Source organism: Coleofasciculus sp., from assembly GCF_046539235.1.
Taxonomy (GTDB): domain Bacteria; phylum Cyanobacteriota; class Cyanobacteriia; order Cyanobacteriales; family Coleofasciculaceae; genus Coleofasciculus.
This window is the reverse complement of record NZ_JBKHHI010000107.1, coordinates 1-17,012: the sequence shown is the minus strand read 5'-3', so window position 1 is coordinate 17,012 and position 17,012 is coordinate 1. Positions and strand designations below refer to the sequence as shown.

General features: G+C 45.1%; 19 protein-coding genes and 3 pseudogenes. 14 read left to right on the top strand and 8 right to left on the bottom strand.

What is annotated here, in order from left to right; translation table 11 throughout:
- A partial coding sequence (locus tag ACLFWI_RS12060; protein ID WP_446413136.1) for an NERD domain-containing protein occupies window positions 1-666 on the bottom strand: 666 nt, incomplete at its 3' end.
- 181 nt (window positions 667-847) lie between these two features.
- Here ACLFWI_RS12060 and ACLFWI_RS12055 point away from each other — a divergent pair.
- The 3 genes from ACLFWI_RS12055 (at window position 848) to ACLFWI_RS12045 (ending at window position 3,180) form a co-directional block, all read left to right on the top strand.
- Window positions 848-1,489, top strand: a complete 642-nt coding sequence (locus ACLFWI_RS12055) for a general stress protein (RefSeq protein ID WP_446413135.1) — start codon at window positions 848-850, stop codon at window positions 1,487-1,489.
- A gap of 62 nt (window positions 1,490-1,551) precedes the next feature.
- Window positions 1,552-2,022: a BON domain-containing protein gene (locus ACLFWI_RS12050; RefSeq protein WP_446413134.1), complete on the top strand. Its 471-nt coding sequence runs from the start codon at window positions 1,552-1,554 to the stop codon at window positions 2,020-2,022.
- Window positions 2,023-2,595: 573 nt separating this feature from the next.
- The gene (locus ACLFWI_RS12045) at window positions 2,596-3,180 is read left to right on the top strand and encodes a general stress protein (RefSeq protein ID WP_446413133.1); all 585 of its coding nucleotides are present in this window, start codon (window positions 2,596-2,598) and stop codon (window positions 3,178-3,180) included.
- A gap of 304 nt (window positions 3,181-3,484) precedes the next feature.
- On the opposite strand, the pseudogene ACLFWI_RS12040 reads toward ACLFWI_RS12045, so the two are convergent.
- From ACLFWI_RS12040 to ACLFWI_RS12020, 5 genes and pseudogenes are all read right to left on the bottom strand, one after another.
- Window positions 3,485-3,607, bottom strand: a pseudogene (locus ACLFWI_RS12040) (transposase); the annotation flags it as partial.
- Window positions 3,608-3,751, bottom strand: a pseudogene (locus ACLFWI_RS12035) (Uma2 family endonuclease); the annotation flags it as partial.
- A gap of 56 nt (window positions 3,752-3,807) precedes the next feature.
- Window positions 3,808-4,428 (bottom strand): exopolysaccharide biosynthesis protein, encoded by a 621-nt coding sequence (locus tag ACLFWI_RS12030; protein WP_446413132.1) that lies wholly within the window; start codon window positions 4,426-4,428, stop codon window positions 3,808-3,810.
- Between the two features lie 176 nt (window positions 4,429-4,604).
- A complete protein-coding gene (ahcY, locus tag ACLFWI_RS12025) occupies window positions 4,605-5,882 on the bottom strand; it encodes an adenosylhomocysteinase (RefSeq protein ID WP_446409086.1) in 1,278 nt (425 codons plus the stop codon).
- A gap of 202 nt (window positions 5,883-6,084) precedes the next feature.
- Window positions 6,085-7,170, bottom strand: a complete 1,086-nt coding sequence (locus ACLFWI_RS12020) for a TIGR00341 family protein (protein ID WP_446413131.1) — start codon at window positions 7,168-7,170, stop codon at window positions 6,085-6,087.
- A gap of 292 nt (window positions 7,171-7,462) precedes the next feature.
- On the opposite strand from ACLFWI_RS12020, the gene ACLFWI_RS12015 reads away from it, so the two are divergent.
- The 6 genes from ACLFWI_RS12015 to ACLFWI_RS11990 all read left to right on the top strand — a co-directional run bounded on the left by ACLFWI_RS12015 (window position 7,463) and on the right by ACLFWI_RS11990 (window position 12,041).
- Window positions 7,463-9,277: a mechanosensitive ion channel domain-containing protein gene (locus tag ACLFWI_RS12015; RefSeq protein WP_446413130.1), complete on the top strand. Its 1,815-nt coding sequence runs from the start codon at window positions 7,463-7,465 to the stop codon at window positions 9,275-9,277.
- A 456-nt stretch (window positions 9,278-9,733) separates the two neighbouring features.
- A complete protein-coding gene (locus ACLFWI_RS12010; protein WP_446410017.1) occupies window positions 9,734-10,000 on the top strand; it encodes a hypothetical protein in 267 nt (88 codons plus the stop codon).
- Between the two features lie 74 nt (window positions 10,001-10,074).
- Window positions 10,075-10,446 carry a hypothetical protein gene (locus tag ACLFWI_RS12005; RefSeq protein ID WP_006101408.1) on the top strand — a complete coding sequence of 124 codons (372 nt, stop codon included), beginning with the start codon at window positions 10,075-10,077 and terminating at the stop codon, window positions 10,444-10,446.
- A 244-nt stretch (window positions 10,447-10,690) separates the two neighbouring features.
- Window positions 10,691-11,095, top strand: coding sequence for a hypothetical protein (locus ACLFWI_RS12000; protein ID WP_446413129.1), 405 nt, complete (start codon window positions 10,691-10,693; stop codon window positions 11,093-11,095).
- Window positions 11,096-11,466: 371 nt separating this feature from the next.
- Entirely contained in the window at window positions 11,467-11,667 is a 201-nt protein-coding gene (locus tag ACLFWI_RS11995) for a hypothetical protein (RefSeq protein WP_446410013.1), read from the top strand.
- A 71-nt stretch (window positions 11,668-11,738) separates the two neighbouring features.
- Window positions 11,739-12,041 carry a hypothetical protein gene (locus tag ACLFWI_RS11990; protein WP_446410018.1) on the top strand — a complete coding sequence of 101 codons (303 nt, stop codon included), beginning with the start codon at window positions 11,739-11,741 and terminating at the stop codon, window positions 12,039-12,041.
- Window positions 12,042-12,420: 379 nt separating this feature from the next.
- Here ACLFWI_RS11990 and ACLFWI_RS11985 read toward each other — a convergent pair whose 3' ends face one another.
- Window positions 12,421-13,563, bottom strand: coding sequence for a protein kinase domain-containing protein (locus ACLFWI_RS11985; protein ID WP_446413128.1), 1,143 nt, complete (start codon window positions 13,561-13,563; stop codon window positions 12,421-12,423).
- Here ACLFWI_RS11985 and ACLFWI_RS11980 point away from each other — a divergent pair.
- From ACLFWI_RS11980 to ACLFWI_RS11965, 4 genes and pseudogenes are all read left to right on the top strand, one after another.
- Complete coding sequence (locus tag ACLFWI_RS11980; RefSeq protein ID WP_446410015.1) at window positions 13,562-13,720, top strand: hypothetical protein; 159 nt, start codon at window positions 13,562-13,564, stop codon at window positions 13,718-13,720. The genes ACLFWI_RS11985 and ACLFWI_RS11980 overlap by 2 nt on opposite strands.
- Window positions 13,647-14,005, top strand: a pseudogene (locus tag ACLFWI_RS11975) (type II toxin-antitoxin system VapC family toxin). The gene ACLFWI_RS11980 and the pseudogene ACLFWI_RS11975 overlap by 74 nt, the downstream one beginning before the upstream one ends.
- A gap of 128 nt (window positions 14,006-14,133) precedes the next feature.
- Window positions 14,134-14,385, top strand: a complete 252-nt coding sequence (locus ACLFWI_RS11970) for a type II toxin-antitoxin system ParD family antitoxin (protein ID WP_446370761.1) — start codon at window positions 14,134-14,136, stop codon at window positions 14,383-14,385.
- Window positions 14,385-14,675, top strand: coding sequence for a type II toxin-antitoxin system RelE/ParE family toxin (locus tag ACLFWI_RS11965; RefSeq protein ID WP_446413127.1), 291 nt, complete (start codon window positions 14,385-14,387; stop codon window positions 14,673-14,675). The genes ACLFWI_RS11970 and ACLFWI_RS11965 overlap by 1 nt, the downstream gene beginning before the upstream one ends.
- A gap of 231 nt (window positions 14,676-14,906) precedes the next feature.
- Here the strand turns inward: ACLFWI_RS11965 and ACLFWI_RS11960 are convergent, their stop codons facing one another.
- Window positions 14,907-16,268 (bottom strand): NB-ARC domain-containing protein, encoded by a 1,362-nt coding sequence (locus ACLFWI_RS11960; RefSeq protein WP_446413126.1) that lies wholly within the window; start codon window positions 16,266-16,268, stop codon window positions 14,907-14,909.
- A gap of 418 nt (window positions 16,269-16,686) precedes the next feature.
- On the opposite strand from ACLFWI_RS11960, the gene ACLFWI_RS11955 reads away from it, so the two are divergent.
- The coding region (locus ACLFWI_RS11955) for a hypothetical protein (protein ID WP_446413125.1) at window positions 16,687-17,012 on the top strand (326 nt) is incomplete at its 3' end.

Below are 17,012 nucleotides of genomic sequence, written 5' to 3'. Positions count from 1 at the left end.
GAGACCCAAGGATGCTTCGCTTCTGTTGCACGGGGGAAGCCAGATGTTGCTTCGCCTTTGTTGTACGGAAGGGGGAGCCGGAAGCCCCTCCAAAGAAAAATTCATTCCGCTTCCCTCCCCTTGTAGGGGAGGGGTTTTGGGAGGGGTCTGACCTCTCGTCAATTGACCAACAGCTTTATTCCAGGAAACGATATTATCTTGGAAGAGAATTGGCGGACAACTGGGAAGTTGATAGAAGCCGCTTTGATACCATTCAGCCTCGGTAATTAAAGGAAGACAAATTAACGCCCGCCCTGTGACTTTACGGCGCAACATCGGTTCGCGATCGCAATACCCCAATAGGGAGAATAGTTGATTTTCTGCCTGTTGGTAAGGGTTGCTGCTGGTGGTGTAATAGTTTTGGAATTCCCAGCGATGACCTGTAATTGCCAGAATTTGGTCGATGGTGACGGATTTAATCTCAATCACGACTAAACCCAGTTGGGCGTCCACAATTAGAATATCAGGTTCCTTGCGAGACTTGCCCACCTTGGAAAATATGGGATAGCGCCAATACCCGATACAGGTGCGATCGCGAAATGCTTTCTGAACCGCGTCCCAGGTTTTTTGTTCACCCCCTTCACCTCCTTTACCTAGTGGTTCGGTGGTAATAAATTGATTTGTCATTCGTCATACTCGCTTCGCGAGAAGCAAGCTACGTCATTTGTCATAAATGTCCTTCTTTCTATGGATAGAGACTAAAGTTACACCTATTGATTGAGGAAACAATCTCCGATAAACGATAAGATATGCTTATAAATAAAGTTTGACAGACTAATTTATCTCTAGCGTGTAAAAGGAGAGAACAATGGCTTTACATCAACACAAACGTGCGATCGGTATTTTTACCAACCGAGACGCGGTGACGCAAGCACTACAGGAACTCCACCTGGCTAATTTTCCCCTGGATCAGGTTACCGTGATTGCCAGAGAATTAGAAGAGGAGTCGCTTCACGATACGGATAGGAAGACTCGCAAGGGTAATCAAACAGGTAAACAGGCGGCTAATGGCGCTGTTGTCGGTGGTGTTATTGGACTGGTAACGGGCGTACTCGTCGGTGTGGGTGCGTTAGCGATTCCTCTGATTGGTCCAATCATGTTAGCCGATGCTTTGGGGACTGCTGTAGCCACAAGCTTAGCCGGGACAGGAATTGGTGCGGTTAGTGGTGGACTTTTAGGCGCACTGATTGGATTAGGGATTCCCAAAAAACAGGCTAAAGCGTATCAGGAACGATTTTTACGGGGTGATTTTTTGGTCATTGTTGAAGGTACGGATGAGCAAATTCGTCAGGCAATTTCTCTACTTAAAGATGGAGGAATCGAAGAGTTAGGAATTTACCATGCGCCAGAAATGGATGGGATAAATACAGATTTCCCAGTGGCGGCTGTTGATGAGCCTCATGCTCAGATGTCTAGATCAACGGTTTATCGAGAACCGGAACTGAATTGAGATGGATTGATATACATCTTGACTGATTAACTGATTATTTGTCGTCGAAGAGGATAGAAAAAATGAATAAGTTTACACTCTTATGCTTAACAGGTGTTGTAGGGTTAGGGGTTTCCGCCTGTGGTGATGTCGCTAGAACCAGTACTAGCGCTCCTAATTCGGTCAATGAGGTTGGTTATCCTCCAGACTTGGACACCGTGTTAGGAAATGAAAGCGATGCGACGAACCCCATCCGCCGAGCGCAAGCCAATGCTGACATTCGGGCGCGGGAGCAACGATACAATGTGTTTAGGGAGGGAGAGGAACGCTCTGATCGCAATGTCCAAAGTGAAGTGCGGAGTAAGTTAGAGGTTAACCTGCCAACCTCTCAACTAGCGATTCAGGCTAATCAGGGAATCGTTACGGTAACCGGATACATCCAAACCCAAGAGAATCTGGAAAGGATTGAACCTTTGGCAAGGGAAATTAGAGGGGTTCGGGATGTAAATGTCCAAGCTGAAGTAGGACCCAATTTACCGCCTTATAAGGGTTAAATTTTCTATGTTTGAACGCCGGAAATGGCGGAAAGTTTACTTCATCATGGGGTGATATGGGTTAAAGCATCGGTCAAGAAAGCGGGTTTTTTTGGGTGAAAGCTTGATATTTCGTTGTCATCCTCACGAGAAACCCGGTTTCTCATAATACTCGACGGGCTTCCCCCATGGAACAAAAAGCTCCCGCATCCTTTGGTCTCCCCCGTGCAAAAAACGCGAAGCAACATCTGGCTTCCCCCGTGCAACAGAAGCGAAGCATCCTTGGGTCTCCCCCGTGCAACAGAAGCGAAGCATCCTCTGGTCTCCCCCGTGCAACAGAAGCGAAGCATCCTCTGGTCTCCCCCTTTTTAAGGGGGACGGAAGGGGGATCTCTTATTAAGTAAGGCTTTCAGCCTTAAGTTGACACCAATGTTCATGAAGAGTCCCCTACAGATGGTGGTTCTGGATATTAAATTTATCTCTATTGATAGATGAATACCTGACCCAATGTGTAGTAGACATGGTAAGAAAGCACAAATCTCGCACCAAAGGCTGAATTTGTGCTGGAACAATCGAAAAGAAAGCGAGGGAAACATGGCTGAAGACCAACACAACAGACACGCGCTTGGTGTATTCCCGACTCGTGAAGAAGCGGAAAAAGCGGTACAGGATTTGAAACGGGCAAATTTCCCTGAAGAGCAAATCTCCGTCGTTGCTAGAGATGCGCGTAAGAACGAGGAACTTGCTGGTGTTGATGTCGAAAAAGGCAAAGGACATCAAGTCAGTAAAGGCGCTAAAGCGGGTGCGGCGACTGGTGGAATCGGCGGCGCTGTTCTGGGTGCATTGGAAGCCCTAGGTATTACCACTTATGCGGCGTTTCTACTCCCTGGCGCTGGTCAGGTTTTAGCCTTCGGTACGGTTGCGGCTAATGCTTTAGCGACAGCCGTTGCTGGCGGTGCGGTTGGCGCAGTCGGTGGCGGTTTAGTTGGTGGTTTAGTCGGTTGGGGTGTTCCTGACGAGCAAGCTAAGGTTTATCACGATTTAGTGGCTAAAGGTGAGTATTTGATTATGGTAGAAGGGACTCCTGATCAAGTTGGTTTGGCGGAAGCTATTCTTAGTCCGATGGGAATTCGGGAATGGAAAATTTATGAGGATCCCCGAAACACTGCTTCTCGTTAGTCAGATGCCAAGAACTCAAGTTCTTGGCTAATAGCTTAAGTCGGTTAAAACCGACTGAAACAATATAATCTGATTACACCAAGCGATACTTACTTTAAGTAGGTTGGTGGAAATTAGCTTAACTCTATTAAGATTAACTGCTTTTAATGTTCCTCAACCCCTTACAAATTACAAACAACGAATGACGATACCCGCCGCCCGACTTAAATTTTTCACATCTACACTACATTAGAGTGTTTCGGGATCGATATTTAATTCTCGTAGTTTGGCGGCGTAGCAGTCAGCACTTTCGGGTCTTCCGTACTTATTGTGCTAAACTGTTAGGATAATGCCACAAAAGTAAAGCGCGTATTGTAAAATTATTAAAATTCCTGAAGCCAAAACCACACCGTTTTAATAGTTTCAGCTTATTGTTAACTCCTTCAACTTCTAAGCTTTTGAGTAGTAAGATAATTTGTCGCAGATGCAGTTCAGTTTCCCAGGGGGGTTCATCACTATAGAGATCACTTGGGGGAAAGATAACATCTTGTGAGATGTCTGGGGAAGGAGCGAGTTCTTGAATTTGGGACATAGCGCGTTAAAGGGAGGACAGCAAATTGCATTTTTATTTATTTTAGCTGGCATCGTTCAACGCAGGACTTCTTTAAGCCAATCCAGCAAACTTGCACCGCCAAACCAAACGGCTAGTAAAATAGAAATTGAGAGAATTCCGCCCAGTAAACAAATAACTAATCCGCCTAAGCTAATTACCCCATCATCTTCAATTAAGCCAAAACCTGTGACAAAAATACCGATCGCGGGTAAAGTATTGGTTCCAGGAATGGGAATCATCATCGAGATGGACATTAGCGAGATCGCCACCCCAATCACCACACGACCCGTTAGACTGGTACAAAGATAGGCTAGACGGGGACGTGCGATCGCTTCAATCTTCTTTAACCAAGGAATCCCCCCTTTAACCAATCCCTGCACTGTTTCTAGTTTCATCCTGCTATTCATGACTTTCTGGGGTAACCAGGGACGTTTGGCACCAATGATTAGCTGAAAGGCTAAGATCAGCATGACGATGCCAAAGGGGATCGAATAACCCGGTGCTGGAACAGGTAAAGCCGAGGGAAGCGATAGGATAACAAACAAAAACCCAAAAATTCGCTCCCCAGCGAAAGACAGGATATCTGCCAGTCTCACCTGGGGCTGTCGATCTTCTTCAAAAAAATAACGTTGCAGTTCAACCGAAAGTCGAGCCATTTTCCTGAAACCTTTCGATACTATAGAAATTGAGAATTTACCGAATTCTATCCCCGACTTCTGGAGATCCCCGACTTCTTCAAGAAATCGGGGATCTCGTTAGGGCATCCCTGACAAGGATTTCACTCTTGTCTATTTAAATGCACATCAGCTTACCACACCCGAAAATTTCAAAACTAGGTTCCTGATGTCCACGAGTTCATATACTCAACTTGCTCAGTGGTTAAGGTATCAAGTGAGATCCCCATTGCCTGCAATTTCAGCCGTCCAATTTCCTTATCAATCTCAGTCGGAATTGAATGTAGACCGGGTTCTAGTTTACCCTTATTCTGCACCAGATATTCGCAGGCTAGGGCTTGGTTAGCAAAGCTCATATCCATCACCGCGCTGGGGTGTCCTTCGGCGGCGGCTAGGTTAATCAAACGTCCTTCACCCAATACGATAATAGATTTGCCGTTTTTCAGGAAATACTGTTGGGTAAAGTTGCGAACTTGCCGATATTCTGTGGATAACTCTGCCAAGGATTTCAGGTCAATTTCAATATCGAAGTGACCGGAGTTACACACCATTGCGCCATCTTTCATTACTTCAAAATGTTCTGGGCGAATGACGTGCTTGTTTCCGGTAACTGTGATAAACACATCACCATGGGATGCAGCTTCAATCATCGGCATTACCCGGAAGCCATCCATGACGGCTTCAATCGCCTTAATCGGGTCAATTTCAGTAACAATCACATTCGCGCCCATGCCTCGTGCCCGCATTGCCGCACCTTTGCCACACCAACCATAACCCGCAATGACGATGGTTTTCCCGGCTAGCAAGATGTTGGTGGCGCGGATAATACCGTCGAGGGTTGATTGTCCGGTACCGTAGCGGTTATCGAAGAAGTGCTTAGTGTCGGCGTCGTTGACGTTCATCGCCGGGAAGGTGAGAACTCCCTGATTGAACATTGCCTGCAAGCGGACAATTCCGGTGGTGGTTTCCTCGGTGGTGCCGATAATATCATCAATCTGGTTTTGCCGTTCCTTCACCAGAGTCGCTGTGACATCGCTCCCATCATCAATAATCAGATTGGGTTTGTGATCTAGGGCAATTTGAACGTGGCGGTTGTAGGTGGCGTTATCTTCGCCTTTGATGGCAAAGACAGGAATACCGTAATCGGCGACTAAGCTAGCCGCGACATCATCCTGAGTAGACAGAGGATTACTGGCAATCAGCAGCGCATCAGCCCCCGCATTTTTCAGCGCGATCGCTAAATGGGCGGTTTCTGTTGTAACGTGGCAGCAAGCAACTAGGCGAATTCCTGCCAGAGGTTTATTTTGGGCAAAACGCTCCTGAATTTGCCGCAAAACGGGCATTTCCCGTCCCGCCCATTCGATGCGCTGTTTGCCTCCGGGGGCTAGGGATATGTCTTTGACTTCGTGTTTGAGTGCAGTAGATGTTGCTGTCATAGATTTGGTTGGTTTTATTTAATTGGCATTGCCATCTTAACTAACTTAGCCGATCCTCAATACTTGGAGGGCGTCTTATGAATAGGGAGATAGGTTCGTAGTTGCGCTGTCTTCGCCATAAAATCGAACCAGGGCGGGTTTTGTTGCTCAGTTATCGATGACTGGCTCGCCTTTAATCCCTAAACCCGCCCCTACCATTGAATTAATTACTTCTTGATGGCTGGTGGAGAACAGGGGCTTGGGTGGGGGGTAACAAGGGTGGGACAGGTTTTTGGGGTTTTTCTGGTTCTTCTGGTTCTTCTGGTTCTTCCGCCGTCACTTGTTTAATCTCACTGACGTTGAAAACAAGCTCATAGGGGTGTTCCATTTCTTTGGAGATAAACTCCTGAACTAACCGCACCTGTTTTGGTGTGATTTCTTGATCCGTCTCAACCGTGAGATAGACGATGGGTGGGTTGGCTGTCCAATTTACCTTTGTTCTAACCAGTTGTACCTCTGGCTGACCGATGGTAATCGTTCGCCGTACCAGGGTATTATTAATCGTGGCTTGCAGTCGAACTTGTCGGGCTAATTCCCAAAAGCTGACACCCAACGGCAGGAAGAGGAGGGCGGTGAAGCCAAATGTCCAGCCTAAGGCGTGATTGACTTTGGTGTAACCGGCGACGATAAACACTAGCATACAGGCTAAGGTGATACCCAGAAGATTGGTTACATACAGTAAAAATGCGCCTAAGCTAAACGACCAAATTCCCTGAGACAGCGACAAACCGACCACACATAAGGGTGGCATCAAGGCAACCGCGATCGCCACCCCGGCTAAGGCATCGCTGATACGCTCGCGAATCTTGGCAAAACTACTGATCCCGCCTGCTACCACTGCGATCCCCAAGTCTACTAAGTTCGGTTGTGTGCGAGAAAGCACTTCTGAACCATATTCAGGAATCCCAGCAATCCGTCCCGTCAGCCACGAGAGAACTAATGCTAAGATTGTCGCACCCGCGATCGCGCCTAAGGCTTTGCGAAATAATTTTAAGTCTCCTTCCAAAGCCCCTAACGCTAATCCCCGTAAGGGCAGCATCAACGGGGCAATGATCATCGCACCAATGATTACGGCGGTACTGTTGCTAATCAGACCAAACGTGGCAATCAGACAAGAACTAATCGTTAGTACAGCATAGTTAATTGTCCAATTCGCATCAATTGACAACTCTTGGTGAAGTTGCTTAAATACATCTTCAGTCACGGCTTCCGGTAAAAGCCGATTCAGCATGAGTATATATCGTCGCATCAATTAATTAAATGGGTATTTGATAGATTCAGTTAGGACTGAGAGACTCCCCTACAACTACCTCCTAAGATGGATGATAACTCGAAAGTCGCGATTGTTAATATTTGCTTGTAACTGGCTCCAATGCTATAACTTTTTTTGATCAGGACTGGGTATCCGGCTTAAACAAAGTCATTTTGCCCGTTTTGCCAGATTTTACTCCAAATTGGCTACTGTTAAATTTTTTTTTAGTCTATATACTGAATACTGAATTGTTAAGAAAAATAACAAGCCCACAATCAGGATGAAGAAAATGCGAATTTCAGCTTGGACAATTGCCGGATCAATGGCGTTAGTAGGTTGGGTGATCTCTCCAGTTCAGGCTCAGATATCGGTACCGGGTTTACCCGATGTCAACATACCTACGCCTAATACCATCAAGACGCCATCAGAGGATGCCGTGGTTTCCAATTGTGTCCGGCTCGACGGTCGCTGTTTATTCGAGATTGCGGCGAAAAAGTCGCAGTTACCCCCCACCCCCAATACAGTTTTACCCCCCACCCCCAATACAGTTGGGGAAGTACAGGGAGCCGAGGAAGCTGAGGAAGCCGAGGGAGCAGAAGCATCGCAAATTACTTTGTCCCAACGCATTCAAGAAATTGAACAACGATTACAGGATATCAGCCGTACTTACTTCAAAAACGAGAATGCTGAATTAGAGATTCGCCAAGAATTAGACCAACAAAGCAATTTACCCGAAATTTACATCTCTCTTACTGATGAGCGAGGTGATCTGTTAAAAGAAGTACGCTTGATGAGCGTTACCGATCAAGATGCAGCTATCACCGAAGTGCCTATAGAGCAGAGAGCGAACCAAATTATCGAACAACTCGAACAACAACTTCCCCAGGCAAAACAGGAACGGCAACCCGACGTTTTGAGGAATCGAATTAAAATTGCCGTTGGTACGGGCGTAGCTATGATTGTTGCCAGCTTACTTATTTATCGTTGGGAGAGCCGCTTAAAACGCTCCAAACAAATGTTAGAACCTTCTGAATCGAACGCCGCACCTATATCCACTCAACTTACTCAAAATCAACAGCGCAATGTCAAAGAAGTTTTACATCGCCTGCTGCAACTAACTCAAGGGGTAATCTGGATAGGAGGAAGTCTATTCATTTTGAATCTATTTCCTTACACCCGACCCCTACAGGTTTTAATCCTTGCCAGTTTTCGGATTCCCGTGCGGGTGGGAATTGTCGGCTTGGGAACCTACGTGATCATCCGGCTATCTTATGCCTTAACGGATCGCTTCTCTTCTGCCATTGCCAGGAATCATTTACTCACACCACAAGGTGCTCAGCGAGCGCAGTTGCGCGTGTCAACGATTTCTGGGGTCACCAAAAATATTATCACCTTGAGTTTTAGTGCGATCGGACTTTTAGTGGCACTGGTGGCAATTGGTATTGACATTGGTCCTATATTAGCCGCTTTTGGGATCATCGGTTTAGGCTTGTCTTTGGCATCACAAAACTTGATTCAAGATGCCATCAATGGCTTCTTTATTCTCTTAGAAGATCAGTATGCCGTTGGTGACGTGATTGGCGTGGGAGATGTTGGCGGGTTTGTCGAAATGATTAACCTCCGGATTACTCAGTTGCGGGATGCTGAGGGACGATTAATTACGATTCCCAACAGTGAAATTAGAATTGTGGCGAATCTTTCGAGTAATTGGTCACGGGCAGATTTAAATATTCCAGTCACCTATCAAGCCGATGTTGATAAAGCATTGGATTTGGTCAGACATGTGGCTCATGAGATGGTTATGACCCAAATGTGGCGAGAGCGTATCTTAGATCAACCCGATATTTTAGGGGTCGATGATTTTGGCAATCGCGGTTTTATTATTCGGGTGTGGATTAAAACCCAGCCTTTAAAACAATGGGAAGTAGCGCGAGAGTTTCGCCGTCGTCTAAAAGCGGCGTTTGATGAAGCGGGAATCTTGCTTTCATTGCCTCAACAAGCGCTTTGGTTTAATAACACCTTACCGATGCAATCGTTGTCGAATGGTCACTCGAATGGTAAGAATCACCACGATGTTCATGCAGAGTATGCTGAGATGGAATAGAGTATCGATTCATTAACCCCAGTTAGCTGTCAAAATAAATTCTGCATTCTTAGGAAGACGTAGCATGGCTACGTCTTTTATTTACTGTAAAATCTATTCCACTATTGTAGGGTGCGTTAGCGTTCGCGCAGCGTTCCCGTTCGCGCAGCGTTCCCGAAGGGTAGGGTAACATAACGCACCAAGGGTATTAGCGTAAAACTGCTCAGAGCCAAGAGAAATTTAACTCCAAAACTGTATTTCCGACAAGGATAAACCAGGTTTGATCTCTTCCTTGCACCCCGATAAGGGCGGGTTTAGTAAAGTTATCGGTTTGTAGAGAAACGTTATCAGTAAAACCCGCCCCTACAGCCTCACTCCCCAAAACTCCTCGCTTTTCAGTACATATGTACTATAATGGAACTATCAAAGATTTTACGCCGTGAACGCCTGACCCCTAAACCATTCAAGATTGTCGCCATGATTAAGCACTACATTCTCAGTATCAACCCCAACGCTGACTACGAGTGGGAACAGCGCATCCTACGCCACCCGATCACCGCAGAACGCCCGGATTTTGCCAGTTTAATCGCCCAAGCCGTGGGGGATGAAGCGGGATCGTACTTAGTGGAGGTGAATATTGAGGTCAACCTTTTAGAGAAAGCCCCAAATCCTCAGCCTCAGAGGAATTCCCTGGATGGAGCCACCAAGACAGTCAACTCCCAAGCTTCGGAATGGGTGGCGTAGTCAGTTAACTGTCTAGCTTGGATAACCGGATAAAGGATTGTCCAGATTGATATTCTCATACAGGAAGATTTACGATGAACATGAGTCAGTACCCCGCCGCGATCGCACAAGCCGCTCAAACTGTTAATGATTTGGACTCGCAAATTCAAGCGGTGCAACTTAACATTCATCGCCTAGAAGCCAGTATCGACAAGCAAATCGCCTTTGATTCTGAGTTGAAAAATGACTCACAACGCAAGGCGCGTCGATTTGAGCTACTAGAGGTGAATTTGGAATATCAGCACGCCCTGAACACCGTAATGCGGCTAACCAATCAAAAGGCGAACGCTGTGGCTAACTTGGAATACTTGCGGAATCAATTCAGTGTTGCCAAACTGGAAGCTCGACTGGCAATCGCCCGCCAGCTTAATGGTTCAGATATTGGTGATCTGTTGCTGGGCGTGTAATAGCGGAAATACGTGAGCAGCTTTGTCGGTATGGAGGAGCTGGGGAAGCAATGTTCCAGACGTGTCATGGCACTATGGCAAGCTGAGGGAGATGTTTGCTGTTCAGTGATTTCTGCCTTATTGCACTAATAGGGGACTCTTGATGAAGGGTTCCCTACTGATGGTAGTTTAACGGTGCAATAGACGAAAATAGTTATAGTTGCAAAACCCTGTTCCAGGCTGGGTAAGTTGCCCAAAATAAACTATGACTATTGTGACCTCTCAAGAAATTGCCCGATTCCGCTCCCAGCTTTCCCATAACCCCGAAGCCATGCAAGCGCTTGATGCGATTGAGGATTGCGAGGGGGATTTAGAAGACGCCGCGATCGCACTCGCGATTCGAGCCGGACAACAACCCCAAAGCGACAATGCTCGATGGTTAGACGATTTAGCCAAAAAATGCCGTGCGGTTATTTGTAAGCCGGAATTTCGCCAAGATTTGCTTGATGGCTCTTATACCCAGGTGATTGAATACTTAGCAGGGACACCCCTACTTCCGGCGATTCTAGCAACACCAGTCCTGATGTCGGCTCTCAGCCAAGGCGTGACTAACTTTTGCGAACCGATTGATGCTCACTTTGAACAGGTTTATGGCGATCGCTCTCCTTAATTCGGTGTATCCCAATGCCAGTCAACGTAACCTTAGCACAGCAGTCAGGGGAATGAGGGAGCAAGTTCTGTGATATCGCGATCGCACTCCCGTCACTTTAAAATCACTAGGATACTGTGAGCTAAACCAATACTCCCCCATTTTACAGTCGGTAGTATAAAAGCGTTGCACTAGACTAGACGACCCACGACCTCCAGTGGGTCTTTTTTCTGTTCGTTCATAGTTACACTTGTAGTTGCGCTGTCTTCGCCGATTCATAGTTGCGCTGTCTTTGCCATAAAAACTAAGCTGTCATGCATTTAAATTGGGTATTAGTAGCGAGCAAGATGTAAAGCCTGCGGCATGGCTTCGCTAAACGCAATACAACGATTTTGCCATTATTGACATTAAGGTTTAAATGCCGAACAGCTTATCCCCTCACCCAAGACATTCTCATCCAATGGCGTCCCGATTTTTCGTTACCCATACATCCGTTTGTCTGGTCAATTTTCCGGAGTATTATTTTGGGTATCGCTATTGGTTTATTCGCTTTGTTATTCCTGATGCTGATTAGAAAAATTCTCAAACCGTAATTTGTCTTATGCGGTAACAAATTTTATAATAGATCGAGCGGATGAGTATAAATGTGGGTTTTATGAGAACTATGATATTGGATGAATTTACCCAATTAACGGCGAAACAGGAAAAATGTCCTTCTCAATTGCCAAAAGCGCTGCAAGCGTTGTGGTATGACAAAAAAGGGGATTGGCACAGGGCGCATGACATCGTGCAGAATGCCAGCGATAGTGATAGTGCATGGGTTCATGCTTATCTTCACCGCGAAGAAGGCGACTTAAGTAACGCCCGTTATTGGTACAGACGCAGTGGACAGTCACAATTTAACGGTGAATTGAATCAAGAATGGGAGTTTATTGTGTCTAATCTGCTGGATAAAGTCAACGCCTAAACTAAATTGTAGGGGCAGGTTTAGCCACAATTGTAGGGGCGGGTTTAGGGACTAAATTCAGATATTCACCGATAACGGAACAACAAAACCCGCCCTCCCCACCGATAAATGAACAACTTGCACCCGCCCTGATCCAGGTTCGTAGTAAGGGCTTTAGCCCTTAATCTTGTTGGGTTTCCTGCGTCAACCCAACCTACAACTCGCTCTAATTCCTGTTCGTAGTAAGGGCTTTAGCCCTTGATTCTGTTAAATCTCTTTCATCAACCCACGATGGCGGGTAACACAGCAAAAATAGGGCAATAGATTTGACCATTGAATCGGGCACACGTCAGTGCGCCCCTACGGTTTCTGGGCGTAAGCTTTGCCATACCACAACAACCTATTCTCCCAAAAATTGAGACTTTATATCCTCCAATTCCCGCTCAATTTGACTTTGGGTTTTTTGAGTATTGGCAGAACCTTTAGTCGGCGGTGTCGATTTTTGCGGCGTACTTTTCGATGTCGGCGGTTGCAAAAACTCAGACTTCAAATCCGCTAATTCTTTATCTAACCCTTTGCCATATTGAGGCGGATTTGGCTGTGACTTAATTGGCGCTGAAGCCGGAAGATGTGCAGGTTTTGCCGATTTAACCTTAGCCACAGGGGTTTGAGACTGTAAATCCTTGAGTATCTCCGCCACAGATTGATAGCGCTGATTCGTCGCACTAACTAACATCTTATCTAAAATTTTAGCCACGCGATCGCTCACTGGATTTTTCAACCCTTGTCGCCATATCCAAACCCCCTGATTCACATCAAACAAGTCAAAGGGATGGATTCCTGTCAACAGATGGATACAGGTCACGCCGAGACTATAGATATCACTCGCAAATACCGCTTTACCGATACTTTGTTCAGGCGCGACATACCCCACCGAACCAATCACTGTCCCGGTTCTCGCCAACGCTGTACCTGTAGCCACTTTTGATGCGCCAAAATCAACCAGAAACAGTTGCTTATCCCGATTTCGACGAATAATATTTTCCGGTTTAATATCGCGGTGAATGACATGATGCTGGTGAACAAATTGTAAAACAGGTAACAAATTATTCAAAACATCGCGAACTTGGGCTTCTGTAAATGCGCCTTTCCTTGCCAATTCCTGGGCTAAATCTTCGCCCTCAATAAACTCTTGCACCAAATATTGTTGATTATCTTGGCAAAAATACGCCAACAGTTCGGGAATCTGGGGATGTTTACCCAACTCATCTAACCGTACTGCTTCTTGGGTAAATAACTGCGCCGCTTTTTGTACCGTACTGGTTCCCTGGGCTTGGGGGAAAAACTGCTTAATCACACAGGGGGGATGAGACGGTTTATCTTCATCCACCGCTAAAAACGTTCGCCCAAAACCCCCTTGTCCCAAGGGTTGAACCGTTCGATAACGTTCCTTGAGGCGTACTTTTGACCCACAGGTAAGGCAAAATTTTGTTCCGGCGGGATTTTGGGGGTTGGGACAGTTAGGATTGAGACAGTAACTCATGGGGGTAGTTGGCAATTCAGCGTTTATCTCTATTTTGCCTCTAACCACCACTCCCCATCCCGAAGTCACCGAACAAACCCCCTATAGGGGAGACCAAACTTTCGCCTCTCCCCTCACCTGCGAATCCCTGCAACACCTACCTTCGCGATCCAAATAACGAAGTTTATCTCAGTGTGGTTTCAGTTTGGGAAGCTATTGTTAAATACCAGTTAGGCAAGTTACCCTTACCCGAACATCCTGAAACCTATTTACCCAAACAACGGGACATTCATCAAATTGCCAGCCTTGCGCTTGATGAAAATAGCGTGGTTTAATTGGCTAAACTGCCACCTTTACATCGCGATCCATTTGATCGGATGCTAATTTCCAAGCTTTACACAACAATTTGATCATTCCCACAGTGGACTCGGCAGTTCGTGCTTACCCAGTCAGGGTCATGTAGATAGGTTGGGGTGGGAAGTTTTGAGAAACCGGGTTTCTGCGCTAAATTTGGGTAAGGAGACAAAGATTGTCCTAGAAGCCCCCCGAACATCGCACGATAATCAAGTTAATCTGTATGGAGTTCTCGCCATGAGTTTATCCCTTACGCCAGAAATTGAACAACGGATTGCCCATCAATTAAATCGGGGACGCTACCAGTCGGCGGATGAAGTGATATTAGCCGCCTTGGAACTATTAGATAAAAGAGAACAATATTTAGCCGAACTCCGCCAGAAAATCGAAATCGGGGAAAGCCAAATTCAACAAGGAAAGGTTACAGATGGAGAACTTGTATTTAATCGCCTGCTGAACCGTTTACAGCAACAGACTGAGGATTCCTAATGGGGACTTATTCATTCTCTGATACTGCTCTAGCTGACTTAGACGAAATTTGTGCATCCATGTCGGAAATAAACCCAGACTTGGCGATTCGATTTTTTAAAAAAGTCCGAGATAAGTGCCGTCAGTTTGCTCAATTCCCCAACATGGGCAAAACGTACAGTTCAATCAAAGCAAATCTCCGAGGTTTTATTGTGGAAAATTACATCATATTTTACTTTCCCCGACCTGACGGGATAGATATTGCTCGCATCATTAATGGGTATCGAGACTTAGAATCATTGAATATCTGAAATTATCAGAAATCCACCTACTTAATAGGAATGGTACTGACTTAAGCTGGGTTCGTAGTAGGCACGAAGCGTGCCAGAAGCGCTCGCATCGCTTACTACAAACTCTAAAATCAGTGACATTCTACTTAATAGTTATTGTGCCAAGATAAGATCCAACAGTGTCAACGCCGCCAGTACTTGAATGTTGGGGCATTTCTCCAACCGTGAATTCTAGATAATCTGTAGCAAAATCTATCTCTCTTTCACATAGGCTTTAACTAAAGCTTGAACGGCGAACAGTGATGATCCGTTATCGGTTATTTTTTCAATTAAACCCCGTTTTCTCAAAGACTGTACCGCCTTCAAAAAATCGGAGTCAGACAACGCTAACTCGGCGGGTTTGAGGGAAATGTCTGCCGCGTTTTGGTTCGCTAACCACAGCGTTACCATTTGCTCAGATTCAGATAATCGTTGATATTGTGCCTTTAATCTGGGTTCTAAGTCTCCCAGAAATAGATTGGGATAGGATAAGAAGCGATCAACGCTACTGTTAAATAAATCTTGGATGGTAGAAGCGATTATATTTAACCAGGATGGATTGCCGCCGTAACGTTCGATAAGTTCCCACCATTTATCCTCATCGGTTAACCCTTTGTTCGTCAAGAGTTCCGCCGCCGACTCTCCCAAACCACACAGTTGTAATGTGCGGCAGTGACGATTTTCTCCTTCTAAGATGGCAATTTCTGTGGGTTTTTCCCAACTCATGAGGAGGAAGCAACTGTGGTGAGGTGTTCGCGCAATTTGTTGCCAGAATTTGCTATAATTTTCACAGTCTGGTAGATATGTGCCTGCTAATTCACCACTGGCAAAGAGTTCTTGGAGATCGTCGAGGATGATTAGGCAGGGATGCGATCGCAGATAGTCAATTAGGGAGGGGAGTTTGGTTTCTCTATCTTGAGAAAAGAACTGAGTTAAGTTGGTTTGTAAGCATTTCAGGGTTAGGGTTTCGGTACAGTTGCGCCAGAGAATATAATCGAAATTATCTTTAATTTGTTCGATGAGTTCTCTAGCGATGGTGGTTTTGCCGATACCCGGTAATCCAAAGATAGTGACGATGCGGATTTTTTCTTGGAGTATCCACTGCTTGAGGGTGGTTAGTTCTGTGGTGCGGTTGTAGACGCGATCGCATTCCGGTGCTTCGGTTAAATCGTGGCGTTTTTCAGGTTTGTGGCTGGTGGCGTTTGGAGTGCGCGATCGGTTTTGTATAGTTTCGTCAGAATGCCAATTTTCTCTACAGAGATTGATGTTACTTCCCCAAAATTTACTCTGTGCAAAATCACCAACATTAGAATTATAAATATAATAACGTTCCATTGTAGCGCGGAAGTTCGATTTATTAACTTTTTCGTCTAATTCTTCTGATATCAGTTGCCATAAACTGCCCGCTACTCTTTTGACATTAGCTTCAGTACAGTTATAGTCAGCAGCGATTTCTCTGTATTTTTGACTATTCCAAACCCCTGATAATACTGCCTGTTGCAGGCTATTTAAGTGCGATCCTGTTTTGGTCAACACCAATTCATCGATCCATTCCAGGACTTCGTGGACATCCATCGGCGATCCGCATATTGGATATTGGTTATTCGTAATTTTACTACCTTTTGCACCCTTTTGCAACTTTGCAAGACTAATTTACACTTTTTTGCCAATTGCCACCAAAGAAATATCAGTTAAACTCTGTACCGATTTATACTTTTTGTTACTTTACAAACTTGCTAAATTTTTTTAGCATGGAACATGAAGCAAGGTATGATATTGGAGTTTAAATTCATGAAACCGAAAACTAGCACTAAAGAAGATCACAAATCTGCCAAGTCAGAAAAGAAAGAAAAATTGACTAAGTGTGGGGTAAAAGTATCATCCAAGGTACGACCTAGCCACCTTGGGCTGTAATTGTGACAAATAGAAGGCTTTACTATAGCTTATTTAAGTTTTAGTAAAGCCTTTTGAGTGATTAAATAAAATAAAAACCATGCCTTTTATTATTAAACCGCATCTATTTAAGCAGTTTGGCAATATAGAAGAAGCCAGTGGCTTTTTTTTGATAGTTGATTGTCAATATAAAGGAGCATTTACAATTGACAAAACATCCAATAATTATTTAAGGAGTACAATTATTTATTCAAATTATACAGAACTTGAACAAATTATTTCTAAACTTCCTTCTTTTTCTCATATTCTTATCATTTCACCTCGCTTCCCATCTACTTTATTATCCAATGAACATAAAATATTATGTCTTGGTACAACATCAACAAATATGTCTTTTGATGATGTATTAAATACTATACATATCAT

What these genes read in the sequence shown, in the direction of transcription:
- ACLFWI_RS12055 (WP_446413135.1), top strand. Translation starts at nt 848, where the DNA reads ATGGCTTTACATCAACACAAACGTGCGATCGGTATTTTTACCAACCGA.
- ACLFWI_RS12050 (WP_446413134.1), top strand. Translation starts at nt 1,552, where the DNA reads ATGAATAAGTTTACACTCTTATGCTTAACAGGTGTTGTAGGGTTAGGG.
- ACLFWI_RS12045 (WP_446413133.1), top strand. Translation starts at nt 2,596, where the DNA reads ATGGCTGAAGACCAACACAACAGACACGCGCTTGGTGTATTCCCGACT.
- ACLFWI_RS12030 (WP_446413132.1), bottom strand. Translation starts at nt 4,428, where the DNA reads ATGGCTCGACTTTCGGTTGAACTGCAACGTTATTTTTTTGAAGAAGAT.
- ahcY (WP_446409086.1), bottom strand. Translation starts at nt 5,882, where the DNA reads ATGACAGCAACATCTACTGCACTCAAACACGAAGTCAAAGACATATCC.
- ACLFWI_RS12020 (WP_446413131.1), bottom strand. Translation starts at nt 7,170, where the DNA reads ATGCGACGATATATACTCATGCTGAATCGGCTTTTACCGGAAGCCGTG.
- ACLFWI_RS12015 (WP_446413130.1), top strand. Translation starts at nt 7,463, where the DNA reads ATGCGAATTTCAGCTTGGACAATTGCCGGATCAATGGCGTTAGTAGGT.
- ACLFWI_RS12010 (WP_446410017.1), top strand. Translation starts at nt 9,734, where the DNA reads ATGATTAAGCACTACATTCTCAGTATCAACCCCAACGCTGACTACGAG.
- ACLFWI_RS12005 (WP_006101408.1), top strand. Translation starts at nt 10,075, where the DNA reads ATGAACATGAGTCAGTACCCCGCCGCGATCGCACAAGCCGCTCAAACT.
- ACLFWI_RS12000 (WP_446413129.1), top strand. Translation starts at nt 10,691, where the DNA reads ATGACTATTGTGACCTCTCAAGAAATTGCCCGATTCCGCTCCCAGCTT.
- ACLFWI_RS11990 (WP_446410018.1), top strand. Translation starts at nt 11,739, where the DNA reads ATGATATTGGATGAATTTACCCAATTAACGGCGAAACAGGAAAAATGT.
- ACLFWI_RS11980 (WP_446410015.1), top strand. Translation starts at nt 13,562, where the DNA reads ATGGGGGTAGTTGGCAATTCAGCGTTTATCTCTATTTTGCCTCTAACC.
- ACLFWI_RS11985 (WP_446413128.1), bottom strand. Translation starts at nt 13,563, where the DNA reads ATGAGTTACTGTCTCAATCCTAACTGTCCCAACCCCCAAAATCCCGCC.
- ACLFWI_RS11970 (WP_446370761.1), top strand. Translation starts at nt 14,134, where the DNA reads ATGAGTTTATCCCTTACGCCAGAAATTGAACAACGGATTGCCCATCAA.
- ACLFWI_RS11965 (WP_446413127.1), top strand. Translation starts at nt 14,385, where the DNA reads ATGGGGACTTATTCATTCTCTGATACTGCTCTAGCTGACTTAGACGAA.
- ACLFWI_RS11960 (WP_446413126.1), bottom strand. Translation starts at nt 16,268, where the DNA reads ATGGATGTCCACGAAGTCCTGGAATGGATCGATGAATTGGTGTTGACC.